The sequence below is a fragment of the Bacillus sp. mrc49 genome (genome assembly GCF_002803435.1).
The window spans coordinates 1-14372 of record NZ_PHNG01000765.1 but is presented as its reverse complement, the minus strand read 5'-3'; the positions used below and the strand labels follow the sequence as shown (position 1 = coordinate 14372).

Genomic DNA, 14372 nt, shown 5'->3' with positions numbered 1-14372 from the left:
ACAAAGTCATGTATTGTTCATTATTATTGAAAAAAAAATGAAAGTTGGTAGGTTGCCCATGTCTGATCAAAAAACGGATAGACGCATAATCCGTACAAAAAGAATGATACGAGACGCCCTCACACATTTAATGGAAGAAAAGGGATTTGAACGAATTACGGTTAGGGATTTAACGGAAAGGGCCGATATTAATCGCGGAACTTTTTATTTACACTACCAGGATAAATACGATCTATTGAAAAAGAGCGAAGACGAGATCATCAAGGAAATGAAAGAATTTTTCAAAGAATTAAAACCAAAAATGCTTGTTGATTCCCAATTACTGAACGAACCGATACCTTTAGTGAAGTTATTTGAGTATATAGAAGAAAATGCCCAATTCATGAAATTAATTTTAGGCCCAAAAGGAGATCCCGCCTTTCAAGTGAGAATAAAACAATTTATGAAAACAAACTTTCTTGAAAAAGCGATGAAAAACCTGAATCATGAGTCACTCTTAGTTCCAATTGAGCACCTGATGGCGTATGTCACTTCTGCCCATCTCGGTGTCATTCAATACTGGTTGGAAAACGGCATGCAGCAGCCCCCTCAAGAAATGGCCTCCACTTTAATAAAGATAACGTACTTTGGTCCGGTATATGTGGCCGGTCTTAAGGAGGAATTAAAACCTCAGATTGACGGGGGGCAGTGACGAAGCAACTTAACCAGATTAATCGCCTATATTCAATCAAACAAAAGAGCGTGTTTTAAAAACCACTAAAACACGCTCTCAATACGATTGAATAAGAATGCTTTTCCTCCGTACACACTTATATATGAGACTACCTGATAATATTTCCTTCTTTTTTGTCTATACCTTCATGTTCATTCAACTTTTAGTCGATTTCTCCAGTAATAAAAAATTGACTTCCTTTCATCACGAACCTAATATGGGTAAGTCAGCTTTATGGAAGGTGGTTAATGATGAACGTTCAGGCCCTTTTGCAAATGAATACGATATTTATTAGCATCCTAATTGAATCCCTTCCCTTCATTCTATTGGGGGTCCTTATCTCTGGAATCATACAAATCTTTGTGTCGGAAGAGATGATTGCAAAGATCATACCGAAGAATCCGATTTTGTCTGTTTTATCGGCAATAGGAGCAGGGATTTTCTTTCTTGCATGCGAGTGTGGAATCGTCCCGATTACCCGCCGCCTGATCGCTAAAGGCGTTCCTCTTTCAGCAGCGATCGCCTTTATGCTTTCTGCACCTATATTGAATCCGATTGTTCTGTTTTCAACCTATATTGCATTTGGAAATGATTGGAGCATGGTTTTCTATCGTGGCGGCATTGCAGTATTGGTTGTGATACTCATTGCTTTCATCATATCTTTCCAATTCAAGACCAATCAGCTTAAACATGAACACATCGTGCATACACATCAGCATTCCCTTACTGTCAAAGGCAAGATTACAGGAATGTTCAAGCATTCGATCGAAGAGTTCTTCTCTGTAGGAAAGTATTTAATCATCGGTGCACTCTTGGCCGCTGCCATACAGACCTTTCTGAAAACATCCGTATTGCTTGATATCGGTCATGGAAATTTATCCGGGAATGTGGTCATGATGGCTTTGTCTTATGTGATGTCCCTCTGTTCTCAAGCAGACGCTTTTGTGGCAAGTTCTTTTAGAAGTACCTTCTCCCCTTCTTCTCTTGTTGCTTTTCTTGTGTTCGGGGCCATGTTCGATATTAAAAATACAATCATGCTTTTAGGTACCTTCAAAACAAAATTCGTTTTATGTTTGTTGGCTTATATTTTCATCGGGGTACTAGGTTTAACCTTATTGTTTATTTCTTAAAGAGGGTGTTTTTATATGGGAAGATTATTCATATTACTTGGACTGACTTTTTTATTCATGCACTTACACGCCTCAGGGAATATATCGAAATACATTAATATGGAGTATTCTTATGTTTCACAGATCGCGATCTATATACTGGCCATTTTCACGATAATGGGGGCCTACTTATTTTTCAAAGAAGAGGATCAGGAACATTGTGATGATTGCCAGTGCGGCCATGATCACAACCAGGATAACAAGAAATGGAAAAAGGCCATGACGTATACCCTCTTTTCACTTCCCATCTTCACTGGACTCTTTTTGCCCGTTGCCACAATGGATTCCAATATCGTGGAAAAAAAGGGGTTCCACTTCCCTGTGTATGATGACTCGGATGAATATAGCCAGCATCAATTCCTGCAGCCAGACACCAGCCTTTATTACGGCAAGGATGACTATTTAACCTTAATGGATCAATCGCTCAAAAGCTTAGGCAAGCATGATAGCCTTCGGTTGACCGATCAAAACTACCTTACCGACTTGGAAGCGATCTATTACTCTCCGGGCAAGTTCACCGGTAAGCAAATTACGTTGACAGGATTTTCGTATCATTCAGATGATCTAGCCAAAAACCAGGTATTCCTGTTTCGCTTTGGGGTCATTCATTGTGTCGCTGACTCCGGGGTATTCGGCATGCTGATCGAATTTCCTGAAGGGATGGATCCTAAAAATGATGAGTGGTATTCCGTGACAGGTGAGGTGGAGACCATGTATTATCAACCTTTCAAGAAAACCATCCCCGTTCTTAAAGTATCATCACACAGCAAAATGGCTGAGCCTGATGACCCCTATGTATATAGACAATATTAAGACAAAATTAAAAAGGGAAGGAGCATGCCCCTTCCCCCAAACTGGAGGCAAAACTCAACGGAAATCGAGTTTGCCTCCAGTTTTTTTAGTTTTATTAAATCAAATGATTCCTTCCCGCTGCAGGCGCTTAGCTTTACAGGGGGCGGCCAAGGTGCCATCTGCGCTCGTTGTCTTGTCTGGACACGCTTTTGTTAGGCGGGAACACGGACACTCGTTCATTTCTAGCCAAGGTCACGTCTCTTGATAAAGCTCACACTAATTCTTTTCAAGCTCATCCAGCCATCGCTTTGTCGTCGTGGCCATTTCCCTTTGCTGTTCAATAGCGGAGATTTTTGCTTCCTTATCTCCTTTTTGTTTTCCGTACATTCCAAACTGGGCGTGGTTCCCCCCTTTTATTTTATGCATGGTCGTTTCTTTTGAAAGCAAGTGTTCATTTTCTTTAATTTTTTCGACCGTTGACAGCCCGTCGTATTCAGCGTACAAGGAAAGGATCGGCATGTCTATGTCGGTAAAGTCACTTGACTTGCTAGGATAAGATCCGAGGAAGATAATCCCTTCCACCTCATCCTGATGCTTATAAGCGTAGGAAGCGGCCGCCACTCCTCCTAGAGAATGTCCCCCGATATACCATTGTTTCATTTGCGGGAATAACTTTTTGGCATCCGCTGCCTTATTCACGTCCAATAGGGCAAAATGGAAGGCAACGTCCGCAATCATAACCGTGTACCCTTTTGCTGCCAATTGTTTCGAATAATAGGCATAGGCTTCAGGCTCTACTTTAGCTCCTGGATATAGAACAATCCCAATCCCATTGCTCTTCTTAGGTTCAATGGTGACAAAATCGTCTTGAACCTTCCATTCCTTCTCGTTGACTAAAGCATGCAACTGCTTGGTTGGTTTATATGTTTGTTCAGACCAAATATAGAACCCCCCAAAAGCAATCAATAAAACAGCAATCAGACTTATAAGACCATATTTTATTATTTTCTTCATCATTACCTCACCTTAACCATTCATTTTAACTACAATTCTTATCATACCCATCAGCATTTATAAATCAAGGAACATCCTCATTTCACAAAATTCACAATAGGCAACGTGAAGCTTGCCCAGGGCGGATCGTGACCGATGGGAATATTCAAAAGGGAATTGGTTATATTAACCTAAAAAGAATATAAGGGGAAACACCATGAAGAGCGTAGAGAATTTATCGGATTCCCTAAAAATTAATATAGCTTCCATACAGAAATCCTTCCATTTGAATAAGGAATTGATCGTTCGACCGATTTCCCCACCTTTACTAGAAGTGAAGAAGGAAATTTGTATGGTTTATTTAGATACCATCGTGGATAAGGCTGCCATACAGGAGCATATTTTGCGCCCATTGTTGCATATGAACGTAATTTCTGCTGCTCATCCACTCAATGACATTACCAATACCATCGAAATATCCAATATCTGTGTGATTAATACACATACTGAACTCATCAGTCACCTGACGAACGGAAAGACGATTGTACTGATTGACGGGATCGATCGATGCATATCCGCTGATACAGAAGACTGGAAAGACAGGGCATTTACTTTTCCACAATCCCAGCGGGTCTTGAAAGGGCCACAAATCGGGTTTACGGAACTTGCTAAAAATAATATCTCCTTAATAAAAAGAGGACTGAAAAATGAAGACCTCGTGATAGAGGAACAAACAATTGGAGAGGAAACGAATACAAGCATCTCCCTTATGTATCTTGCGAATAAGGTCGATCAGGAAATATTGGAAACGATCAGGAACAGAGTGCAATCGATCGAGCTTTCATCCATCTTGGATTCTTCCTATATAGAAGAAAGCATCAGCGGCGATCAGATAACATCTTTTCCCTTGGTATTCACCACGGAGCGTCCGGATGTTACCTCTGGTCATTTATTGGAGGGGAAGATTGCGATAATTTGTGACGGATCTCCAAACGTCCTCATCGTTCCTGCTCTATTTATTCAATTTTTGCAATCACCTGAAGACTATTATGAAAAATCATTGTTCGAAATGACCCGATTGATAAGGATCTTTTCTTTCATCGTATCCATTTATTTAATCCCGTTATACATTGCCCTTACCTTGTTCCACCAGGAGCTGATCCCAAGTGAACTATTAATCAATTTGGCAGCCCAGCGCCAAATCGTTCCTTTGCCTGTCGTGCTGGAAGTGATTGTGTTCATGTTATTATTTCAAGTGGTTTTAGAGAGTTCGATACGCTTGCCCACGGGAATCACGTTGGCCTTTTCCATCATCGGAACATTGATATTAGGGCAATCTGCCGCTGATGCGGGATTGGTCCAGCTTGCTTCATTGGTCGTCGTTTCAGCTACATATGTATTGAATTTCGCTGTACCGATACACCCCTTTGCCAATAGCGTTAAAATGATCCGGTTTATTTTCGTGTTTTTAGCAAGTATATTCGGCATATATGGAATCATGCTCGGCACATTTGTCCTGGTAAATCATTTATGCAGTTTAAACAGTTTTGGGGTGCCTTACTTATCCCCCATCGCTCCAGTGAAAACTGTCGATTTAAAAGACACATTTGTCCGGCTTCCATTAAAGAAAATCATCAACACGACAAAAAAATACAGCAAAGATGACCTGATCAAAAATCATAAAAAATGAGGGAAATGAATGAAATACCTCTATTTAATTTTTATCATTTTATCCGTTGCATCCATTTTCTTCTCTCAAGAGGACAAGCATGAATTGAATCAATCGTCTTTCTCATTTGCACTTGGGATTGACTATGAAAAGGAAGGCTATGTCGTTTCTTTACAACTCATCAATCCAGGAGAGATTTCCGGTGAAAAACTATTGAATAACTCTCCTTACATCGTGTATAAGGCAAAAGGGAAAACAATAGATACCGCATTGGAAAAGATATCAATGAATACATCCAGGTATGTGGACTTAAAACAAGAGCAGATCATCGTGTTGGGGGAAGAATTGGCACGTAAAGGCAGAACGAAGGAAATAGTTGAATATATCCTGCATTCCCCTGATATACCGGCCAATGCACTGATCATTACCACTAAAGGTAACAAGGCGAGTGAACTACTGGAGATTTTTTCACCTGTCGAAGGCTATTCAGCCCTTGAAATTACGAATACACTGGATAAATTAGGAAAACATGTCCTGCAAAATGCGAGCGAAATAAAAGTGGACTTATTAGAGGAGGGAAAAGATAGTTCATTGCCTTATATCGTATTAAAGGGCGATCTCCAAAAAGGAATGAGCCGTGACAATCTCGATACGACAAACCCTGCCCACATTGTATTTGGCGGGTTTGGATTATTTAAAGATGAGTATCTGAAAAAGTACCTGGATTACAGGGATTCTTTATTTCTCCAATTGCTTAACGGAAAATCATCAGGATTCATAATAGAATCAACCTGTCCGGAAGGTCCAGAAAAGTTCGCCTTCAAATTATTTAATGGTCATGTCAAGAACAGGGAATATAAGAGGGTCGAAAATAATTACCTTTTTCAATACACCCTTAATCTATCAGGAGACATACGTCAGTACAACTGCCATGGGAACCTGAAAGATCCTGAAACGATCGAACAGCTCGAAAAGCAAATAAATAAAACGATACAGAAAAAAGAAAACAAAATCCTTTCCATTGCCCAAGGCTATGGAATAGATCCATTTGGCTTAGGTCATTTCATTAAAAATAAGGATCCCGAGTTATGGGACACCCTAAAAGAAGAGTGGTCAACAAGCATCAAGAATGCCCAAATAGAGATCCATTCTAATATCACCATACAGAATGTCGGAAATTACAAGTCAAGAGGTGACTAATATGAGCGGAAAACCCATAGTTGGAATGATAGAAATGCAGTTCGTCATGCTGCTATTTCTCCTTGGAAGCGCCATCATTTTAGGACTGGGGCTTGATGCTGGGGAATATTCATGGCTGGCGAATGTACTGGCAGGCGTTACCGGCCTGCTTTTATTCAATCTGTATGTTTATATCTGGAATGAAAATCACCATCAAGGTCTTAACCCTATACTTACTGCTCAATTCGGCAAGCATCTTGGATTTATCATATCCGCTGTCTATGCGGTCTACTTTGCCTACATAGCATCAAGGGTGTTAAATGATATCGTCCATTTCATCAATAGTACATTATTGCACAATATGCACCCCTTCTTCATTAAATTCACCATATTCTTACTCATTATTTATACGTATTCAAAAGGACTTGAGCCATTTGTACGGTCAGCTGTGATTTTCGGGTCCGTCACCCTTTTATTTCTCTTACTCATTCCTTTTTTCATTGTATTAAGCAGCAATTTTCACATTGATTATATCACGCCCTTCCATTCATTAGACGTTAAGAAGATTGTTAAGACAGTCTTCCCTACACTAATTACCTTCCCTTATGGTGAATTGGTTGTTTCTTTAGCGTTGCTTCCTTTCTTGAAGGAAAAAAAATCATTGTCAAAAGGCGGCAGCATCGTCATTGTCATTTCAACCTTTTTACTATCCATTTTTTCTTTTCTAACGATCGGCGTATTACACCCTGATTTAGCTAAGTCTTATTCTTATCCGCTTGTTACGACCATAGAACATATTGGGTTGATCGGTTTTTTCCAGCGCTTGGATATATTGGCGGTCATCATTTTCATGATTGGCTGTTATTTTAAAATAACCGTATTCACATTTGCATCGATATTCGTTGCTAAAGATTGTATGAATAAATGGAAAGTGAATAATAATAGCCTTGTTTCCACGGTCTTCCTTGCCATTATCGCCTTCTCATATTTATATTCCGACAATAACTCCCTCCATGTAAAAATCGGCCTTGAACTTGTTCCATTCCTTTTGCATGTACCTCTTCAAATCGTTGTGCCTCTATTGATTGTCATGATCACTTTTGTAAGAGGAAAATTCGCCTAGCTCCCCAGCGGTTAAATAATCTGAATGATTGCAATAGTATAAAATAATATTTTATTTGGATTACCATGGTTTTTCCTTCCTATACCTTTATAATTATAAATGCTACATATTTATTTACCACATCAGGAGGAACTTTCCTAAATGAACAATTCGAAAAACTCTATCATTCTTGCGGGAACCATTGTCGGGACCCTATTCGCGAGCAGTTCAGCTTATGCCAGTACTTATCAAGTTAAATCAGGGGATACCCTTGATAAAATTTCCAAAGCCAATCAGACAACCGTCCTGGAACTAAAAGCCGCCAACCACTTGACGGGCAGCCTCATTTATCCCGGGCAGGTCTTGAAGATCGATGGCCTTAACAAGACTACGAAAAAAAGTAGTGATACAACGAAGAAATACGTAGTTAAACTTGGGGATAGTCTATCTACAATCGCCAAAAGACATAACCTTTCCCTTAATGCCTTGCTTAAATTAAACCCCGCGATTTCCAATTCAGATCGCATTTATATTGGCCAAGCAATCCGTGTTTCCGGACAAGCCATTTCGACTGATACGAATGCCAGCAAAAGCAATTCAAGCGGCACTTATACAGTCAAACCTGGGGATACTCTTGGCCAAATTGCCAAAGCAAAAAATATGACACTCCAGCAATTAAAATCTGTAAATCGCTTGAGTGGTTCACTGATATTCCCAGGACAAGTCTTGAAGATCACGACCACTGCCATTAACAATGGCAACAATGTAAATAAGCAGACTGTCGAAAAACATGTGGTCAAGCTGGGGGATAGTTTATCTTCCATTGCCAAAAAATATAACCTATCGCTAAATGCCTTACTTAAGTTAAACCCTGCGATCACCAATTCGAATCGCATTAAAATCGGCCAAACCATCACTGTTTCCGGAAAGGCTGCATCCTCGACAGCTAACAAACCTTCCATATCAACGACGAAATCCGCCAAGGCTAATCAAGTTTTGACTACTGGTGCAAAATATATGGGGGCTAAATATGTGTACGGCGCGAGCACATCACGCACTGATGTTTTTGATTGTTCTTCATTCACATTAAAAGCATTTCAGGCTGCAGGCATCTCCTTGCCCCGCACTTCATTGGCCCAATCACGGGCAGGTGCATCCGTATCTTCGAACAACCTTCAAAAAGGCGATTTAGTATTTTTTGATACAAATGGTGATGGCGTAATCAACCATGTTGGCATTTATGCAGGAAATGGACAAATGCTCAATGCTTCCACATCCAACGGCGTTTCTTATGCAAACATCAATAGTTCCTACTGGGGACCCCGTTTCATAAAAGCAGTACGTGTATTAAACTAACCTATCAAGATACAACTCTATTAACCTAAAAAGGAAAGCGTTCTCGATTTTGGTCCGGGACGCTTTTCCTGTTTCGCTTGATTTCTAATGTTAGCCCTTAAGTTAATTGTCGCTTCCAGACCTGCTTCCAAACTCAGTTAAGGGCAGGTACAACTACTGATTGATAATATAGCGAAAATTCTCCATGGATTGATCCTTCACCCTCCCTACACGTCTTCCATGATCATAAAAACTAAAAGGAAATTTAAAGATATGTCCAAAATCCCAACTATTCCTGCTATGCTCTTTTGTCCAATACCCGCACTCCGTTGGCAGCCATTCCGATCGCACCGCCTTTTGCAGCGGCAAATGATCAACGGGTGAGAATATCTTTATCGCATCCCCTATTTTGACTTCCCGGCTGCCTCGAAGAGCTTTAACCAGTTTGAGCAAAGGCGGCAGACCTCTATTGAACAAAGAAACATGGCCAGCATCAAATAAAATGTTCAATGCATGAGAAAAAGTGATCATATGTCCTATTAAGTCATGGTGTGATTCCGCTCGATATATGATTGGAAATTGCGCCAATTCTTCCAGCACGAAATGGGAAAGGTCATTTGCGTTCTCAATCTTTGGCATGCCATCTTCTTTTGTCATTTCGATTCTTTTGACTTCAGAAGCCGAAAAACCGATCCATGAGCGTCCTGGAATTGAGTTTTCGAATGAGAGAATGAGATCTACTATCCCAGAAAACTCGACGCCAGCAACGGCCCCGCTTTCTTTCAAGTCACGAAGTGCCAATAAACTAATGGCGCCATAAATGATGCTATGTCCCACCCAGTGGAGTCGATCGATCGTTTTATCAAGTGATTGAAGAATGTTGTGTTCAGCCTTTTCCATATCCCATTCACTAATAGGATCAAACTGTTTTCTATCCGTACACTGGCTCTCGATCATTGATTCCACCTGCGAAATTACAAGTTGAGCCAGATTTCCAGTCAGTTCATTATCCTTCACGAAAAAGTGACCAGCAATGGCCGCCGCACCAAAATGCGCTTGCCAAATGTCGCCCGTTTCCTGTTTACATCGGGAAATGATCGATAGCCCTTCCTTCAACATTCCATTATCCATTTTCATTTACCTTCCCTTCCCTTCCATCCTTCCTATATAGTATGTTGCACAGATTCGTTTTCCAAGTAGAATGGTTTCGACGGACCACGGGAAAAAGCCGTCAATAGACAGCTTGTTGTTTTCACAAAGGCAGACTCATTGGAACGCACACCCAATTTCCCCATACGTTTCATGATTGCGTGCAATTGCACGTATTGTAATTGCCGAGCATTACTCTCGGTAGTAATGATCAATGGCAGGCATCTTACCCGTTTAGAACTTGGTTAAAGAATTTATCCACCGTATCCCCCGTTACCTCTGAAACATGTTTGTATTCATACTTCGGCGAATGGTCTCGATCGATGAGGATGGATCGCACACCTTCATAGAAGTCTCCATGCCGCAAAAAGTTCTTGGCTAGCAAAAGATCGGTTTCGAAGCATTGTTTCAAAGTTTTATTTTTGCCGTCGATCAATTGCTTTAACGTGATCTTCAATGAAAATGGGGATTTGGCAAGAAGCTGCTCTTTCGTTTTCGTGCAAAAATCGCTGCCCTCCCTGTCGAGCGACTCAAGGATCGCTTCAACTGTTACAAACGCAAAATGTCGATCGATTTCTTTTTGAAAAGAAGCAAGCTTGCTCACTTGAGATGGCTGTGTTCGATACTCATCGATCAGCTGATCAAGCTTCTCATCAATTTTCCCCTCGGACCAATCCGTATGCTCCACTTTTTCATTAAAAAGCTGCATGGTGTCACTTTCCATAAATATGTCTGCACCGTTCATATAGAGTACATCGGGTGCTTGTATAACAGACGCAGTTAAAGCGAGATAACGCCCTAAGTGTCCAGGAGCTTTGTTTAAAAAATAAGCTCCCCCCACATCAGGAAAAAAGCCAATATTCATTTCTGGCATGGCCCACTTCGTCCGCTCCGTTACGATCCGGTGACTCGCACCGTATGTCAGCCCGACGCCTCCCCCCATCACGATCCCATCTAAAAAAGCGATGATCGGCTTTGGAAATTGGTAGATGGACAGATCCGTCTCGTATTCCACCTCGAAAAAACCCTCCGCTTTTCGCATCGCTGACTCAGATGATCGTGCTTCATAGAGTGTCTTGATATCACCGCCCGCACAAAACCCTTTTGTGCCTGCGCCCTTTATGATAACGATCGATACGTTACGGTCTGTCTTCCATTTCATTAATTTTTCACCGATGGCGCGCACCATCTCATGAGATAATGAATTGAGCGCTTTCGGGCGGTTTAAAACAATCATTGCCACGCCATTTTGGTTAATGGAAAACACCATTTCGGCAGTCATTCCATCCACTCCTTTTTAGAAATGTTTAAAGTCTGGTTGTCGTTTCTCGACGAATGCGTGAATTCCCTCTTTGGCATCAGCTGTCAGAAACAGTTCGGCAAACCGTTTTCGTTCCCGTTCCAACCCTTGCTCCATGCTGTCGTTGCCTCCTTGAACGATACATTCCACAGCTCGCATCACACTGGTCATGCTTTTTCCTTCGACAAACGACGTTGCCATTGCTCTAGCCGTTTTTAACAATTCAGCTTCTTTTACAGCTACCTGGGCAATCCCAAGTTCAACGGCTTCACCTGCTGAAAGGGAACGTCCCGTAAGGATAAGTTCCAATGCCGTTGCCGTATCCGTTATCTTGCGGAGCCGCTGTGTGCCGCCAAAGGTAGGGATAAGTCCCAGCTTTAATTCCGGCAGACCTACCGTCGCTTGATCGGATAAGATCCTGAAGTGACAGCTCATCGCCAGTTCCAGCCCTCCACCAAGTGCCGGCCCATTTATTGCCGCAATGACAGGCTTCTTAAGAGCTTCTATTTCATTACAAAGCGCCTGTCCCCCTTCAGCAAGCGCCAACCCTTGTTCCTGATCGCCCAATTTTGAGACGAATTCTTTTATGTCCGCCCCCGCCACAAAGAACCGGCCCGCTCCTGTCATGATGATGGCTCTTGTTTCTTCATCGCGCCCAATCTCCTGCATTAAGGTTCGCAATTCAGCGATACAGGAAGAAGATAGTGCATTTGCGGGTGGATTGTTCAATGTGACCAACGTGATGAAATTTTCTTTTTCGATCTTTGCATATTTGTAGTTCAAAGTTTACCCCTCCCATGATCGCTGTTAAATAGGAAAGACCCATCCATTGGTCTCTTTATGCCGCATACAGGTCTTTTGTTGGATGGTCAGTGTTAAAACCAGCGTTCGGTTACCACTTTTTTTCGTGTGTAAAATTGGACCCCATCTTTTCCGTTCGTTCCAAGATCTCCATAAAAGGAGGCTTTGTTCCCAGCGAAGGAGAAGAACGCCATCGGAGCTGGGACGTTGACATTCACACCGATCATGCCTGCATCAATCTTGTCGCGAAACTGCTGGACGCTTTTGCCGCTCGCCGTATAGATGACAGCGCCGTTGGCAAATCTCGACTGATTGGTGAGTTTGATTCCTTCATCAAGGTCTTTGACTCGTACAACACTCAAAACCGGAGCGAAAATTTCATCCTGCCATATTTTCATGTCCGGTTTCACATGATCGAAAATGGTAGCTCCGACATAATATCCTTCCTCAACTTCCGGATTTCTCCCGTCGACCAGTAATGCAGCCCCTTCCTTTACTCCGCTATCAATATAATGGACCACTCGGTTTTTGTGGACTTCACGGATCAGCGGACCAACAAAGTTATCTTCCGATTTGCCTTCTCCTGTTTTCAGTTTACGAGTTTCAGAAACGAGCAACTCCATGAATTCATCGGCGATCTCATCGACCACCGCTACGACCGAGCAGGCCATGCAGCGTTCTCCGCTGCTGCCGAACGCCGCTCCGATAATGCCTTGAACCGACTTTTCAAGATGGCAATCCGCTAGGACAACGGCATGGTTTTTGGCACCAGCAAGTGCTTGAACACGTTTTCCGTTAGCTGTACCCGTTTGGTATACATGCTTGGCCACAGGCTCGGAACCGACGAATGATATCGCTTTGATGTCATCGCTTTCCAGTAAGCCGTTCACGACATCCTTTGCACCATGCACAAGGTTGAGGACACCCTTCGGGAAACCAGATTCATAGAAAAGCTCCACTAGTTTCTCGGCGAGGATTGGTGTTCTTTCTGAAGCTTTTAGGACAAACGTGTTGCCGCAGGCGATCGCGAGCGGAAACATCCAAAGCGGTACCATCATGGGGAAGTTGAAAGGGGTAATGCCCGCAACCACTCCCAATGGATAGCGCCAGATCGATCCATCGATCCCCTCAGCAATGCCAGGCAGGGATTCACCCATCATTAGAGTCGGAGCTGCAGTCGCAATCTCCACAACTTCGATTCCTCGCTGTACCTCACCGCGGGCATCTTTTAGCGTTTTCCCATTTTCCATCGTTATGATTTCGGCCAATTGTTCTTTCTGCTCTTGAAGCAGATGAAGGTAATTGTATAGAAGTCTTGCCCGGTTCGGCACAGGTACCAATGACCAAGTTTGATACGTATCTTGAGCGGCCTGTACAGCTTGATCGACATCCCTTTTCACCGATAGAGGTACATAGGCAATTATTTTTCCGTTGGCTGGATTAATTACTTCTTCGACATCCGTACCATTGGAATCCACCCATTCTCCATTAATGTTGTTCTTCATTCTTTTTATATTCGTTGTAATCATCTGCTCCCTCACCTCTCCTTAAAGAATCTTTGTCGTCTGCTCACTTATTTTTTTATAGAAGATGGACATGTCTTTATCACCATACCCGTTCTCCACTGCTTCTTCATACAGATCAAAAAGAATTTTGCTTAGCGGCAGTTCCACATCATTCTTTGCAGCAAGCCCAAGTGCGAACCCGAGATCTTTTCTTAGCAGCTCTAAAGCAAAACCGGGTTCGTAATTATCGTTTGCGATGAAGCTTTTGTAGTTCCGCTCGTAGATTCGGCTCTGGCCATAGCTTACGTTCAGCATCTCGAACAACCTTTCAAGATCAAGATTGCTATTCTTTGCAAGGTGAAGAGCTTCACTTACCCCTGCCGTATAAAATCCGATCAAGAGATTATTGATCAGCTTTGTATTCGTACCGCTGTCGATTCGATCATTCACATGAAAAATATTCTCGCCCATTACGTCAAATAAAGGCATGGCCCTATCGAAGACAGTCTTTGAACCGCCTACCATGAAGGTGAGCGTCCGGTTTACCGCCCCTATCACGCCGCCACTGACGGGTGCCGCGAGAAAATCAACATCCTTTTTCTTGGCAGCCTCTTCGATGCGGATATTCAATTCAGGGTCTACCGTACTTGTATCGATCAGCATAAC

13 protein-coding genes are annotated in these 14372 nt (G+C 42.3%); 7 read left to right on the top strand and 6 right to left on the bottom strand.

Going from position 1 to position 14372, the window contains the following annotated elements; all coding sequences use genetic code 11:
* The first annotated feature begins 58 nt into the window (after positions 1-58).
* The 3 genes from CVN76_RS23355 to CVN76_RS23345 all read left to right on the top strand — a co-directional run bounded on the left by CVN76_RS23355 (position 59) and on the right by CVN76_RS23345 (position 2694).
* On the top strand, positions 59-691 hold the full coding sequence (locus CVN76_RS23355; protein WP_100533241.1) for a TetR/AcrR family transcriptional regulator: 633 nt from the start codon (positions 59-61) through the stop codon (positions 689-691).
* Between the two features lie 269 nt (positions 692-960).
* Positions 961-1842, top strand: a complete 882-nt coding sequence (locus CVN76_RS23350; RefSeq protein WP_442857600.1) for a permease — start codon at positions 961-963, stop codon at positions 1840-1842.
* A gap of 15 nt (positions 1843-1857) precedes the next feature.
* Positions 1858-2694, top strand: a complete 837-nt coding sequence (locus tag CVN76_RS23345; RefSeq protein ID WP_100533225.1) for a TIGR03943 family putative permease subunit — start codon at positions 1858-1860, stop codon at positions 2692-2694.
* Between the two features lie 255 nt (positions 2695-2949).
* Here CVN76_RS23345 and CVN76_RS23340 read toward each other — a convergent pair whose 3' ends face one another.
* Positions 2950-3687, bottom strand: a complete 738-nt coding sequence (locus CVN76_RS23340; protein ID WP_100533224.1) for an alpha/beta fold hydrolase — start codon at positions 3685-3687, stop codon at positions 2950-2952.
* A gap of 196 nt (positions 3688-3883) precedes the next feature.
* Here CVN76_RS23340 and CVN76_RS23335 point away from each other — a divergent pair, with 196 nt between their 5' ends.
* The 4 genes from CVN76_RS23335 (at position 3884) to CVN76_RS23320 (ending at position 8972) form a co-directional block, all read left to right on the top strand.
* Positions 3884-5356 carry a spore germination protein gene (locus CVN76_RS23335; RefSeq protein ID WP_100533223.1) on the top strand — a complete coding sequence of 491 codons (1473 nt, stop codon included), beginning with the start codon at positions 3884-3886 and terminating at the stop codon, positions 5354-5356.
* A gap of 9 nt (positions 5357-5365) precedes the next feature.
* Complete coding sequence (locus tag CVN76_RS23330; RefSeq protein ID WP_100533222.1) at positions 5366-6535, top strand: Ger(x)C family spore germination protein; 1170 nt, start codon at positions 5366-5368, stop codon at positions 6533-6535.
* A 1-nt stretch (position 6536) separates the two neighbouring features.
* Positions 6537-7637: a GerAB/ArcD/ProY family transporter gene (locus CVN76_RS23325; RefSeq protein WP_157805770.1), complete on the top strand. Its 1101-nt coding sequence runs from the start codon at positions 6537-6539 to the stop codon at positions 7635-7637.
* 141 nt (positions 7638-7778) lie between these two features.
* Positions 7779-8972, top strand: a complete 1194-nt coding sequence (locus tag CVN76_RS23320) for a C40 family peptidase (protein WP_100533220.1) — start codon at positions 7779-7781, stop codon at positions 8970-8972.
* 153 nt (positions 8973-9125) lie between these two features.
* On the opposite strand, the gene CVN76_RS23315 is transcribed toward CVN76_RS23320, so the two are convergent.
* From CVN76_RS23315 to CVN76_RS23295, 5 genes are all read right to left on the bottom strand, one after another.
* Positions 9126-10088 (bottom strand): hypothetical protein, encoded by a 963-nt coding sequence (locus tag CVN76_RS23315; RefSeq protein ID WP_442857599.1) that lies wholly within the window; start codon positions 10086-10088, stop codon positions 9126-9128.
* 238 nt (positions 10089-10326) lie between these two features.
* A complete protein-coding gene (locus CVN76_RS23310) occupies positions 10327-11382 on the bottom strand; it encodes an enoyl-CoA hydratase/isomerase family protein (RefSeq protein ID WP_100533219.1) in 1056 nt (351 codons plus the stop codon).
* A 15-nt stretch (positions 11383-11397) separates the two neighbouring features.
* Positions 11398-12183: an enoyl-CoA hydratase-related protein gene (locus tag CVN76_RS23305; protein ID WP_100533218.1), complete on the bottom strand. Its 786-nt coding sequence runs from the start codon at positions 12181-12183 to the stop codon at positions 11398-11400.
* A gap of 92 nt (positions 12184-12275) precedes the next feature.
* Positions 12276-13730 (bottom strand): CoA-acylating methylmalonate-semialdehyde dehydrogenase, encoded by a 1455-nt coding sequence (locus CVN76_RS23300; RefSeq protein ID WP_100533217.1) that lies wholly within the window; start codon positions 13728-13730, stop codon positions 12276-12278.
* A gap of 18 nt (positions 13731-13748) precedes the next feature.
* The coding region (locus CVN76_RS23295) for an NAD(P)-dependent oxidoreductase (RefSeq protein WP_100530077.1) at positions 13749-14372 on the bottom strand (624 nt) is incomplete at its 5' end.

Coding starts and splice junctions, on each gene's coding strand:
- CVN76_RS23335 (WP_100533223.1), top strand. CDS start 3,884: ATGAAGAGCGTAGAGAATTTATCGGATTCCCTAAAAATTAATATAGCT.
- CVN76_RS23315 (WP_442857599.1), bottom strand. CDS start 10,088: ATGAAAATGGATAATGGAATGTTGAAGGAAGGGCTATCGATCATTTCC.
- CVN76_RS23320 (WP_100533220.1), top strand. CDS start 7,779: ATGAACAATTCGAAAAACTCTATCATTCTTGCGGGAACCATTGTCGGG.
- CVN76_RS23330 (WP_100533222.1), top strand. CDS start 5,366: ATGAAATACCTCTATTTAATTTTTATCATTTTATCCGTTGCATCCATT.
- CVN76_RS23350 (WP_442857600.1), top strand. CDS start 961: ATGATGAACGTTCAGGCCCTTTTGCAAATGAATACGATATTTATTAGC.
- CVN76_RS23300 (WP_100533217.1), bottom strand. CDS start 13,730: ATGATTACAACGAATATAAAAAGAATGAAGAACAACATTAATGGAGAA.
- CVN76_RS23355 (WP_100533241.1), top strand. CDS start 59: ATGTCTGATCAAAAAACGGATAGACGCATAATCCGTACAAAAAGAATG.
- CVN76_RS23325 (WP_157805770.1), top strand. CDS start 6,537: ATGAGCGGAAAACCCATAGTTGGAATGATAGAAATGCAGTTCGTCATG.
- CVN76_RS23310 (WP_100533219.1), bottom strand. CDS start 11,382: ATGACTGCCGAAATGGTGTTTTCCATTAACCAAAATGGCGTGGCAATG.
- CVN76_RS23340 (WP_100533224.1), bottom strand. CDS start 3,687: ATGAAGAAAATAATAAAATATGGTCTTATAAGTCTGATTGCTGTTTTA.
- CVN76_RS23345 (WP_100533225.1), top strand. CDS start 1,858: ATGGGAAGATTATTCATATTACTTGGACTGACTTTTTTATTCATGCAC.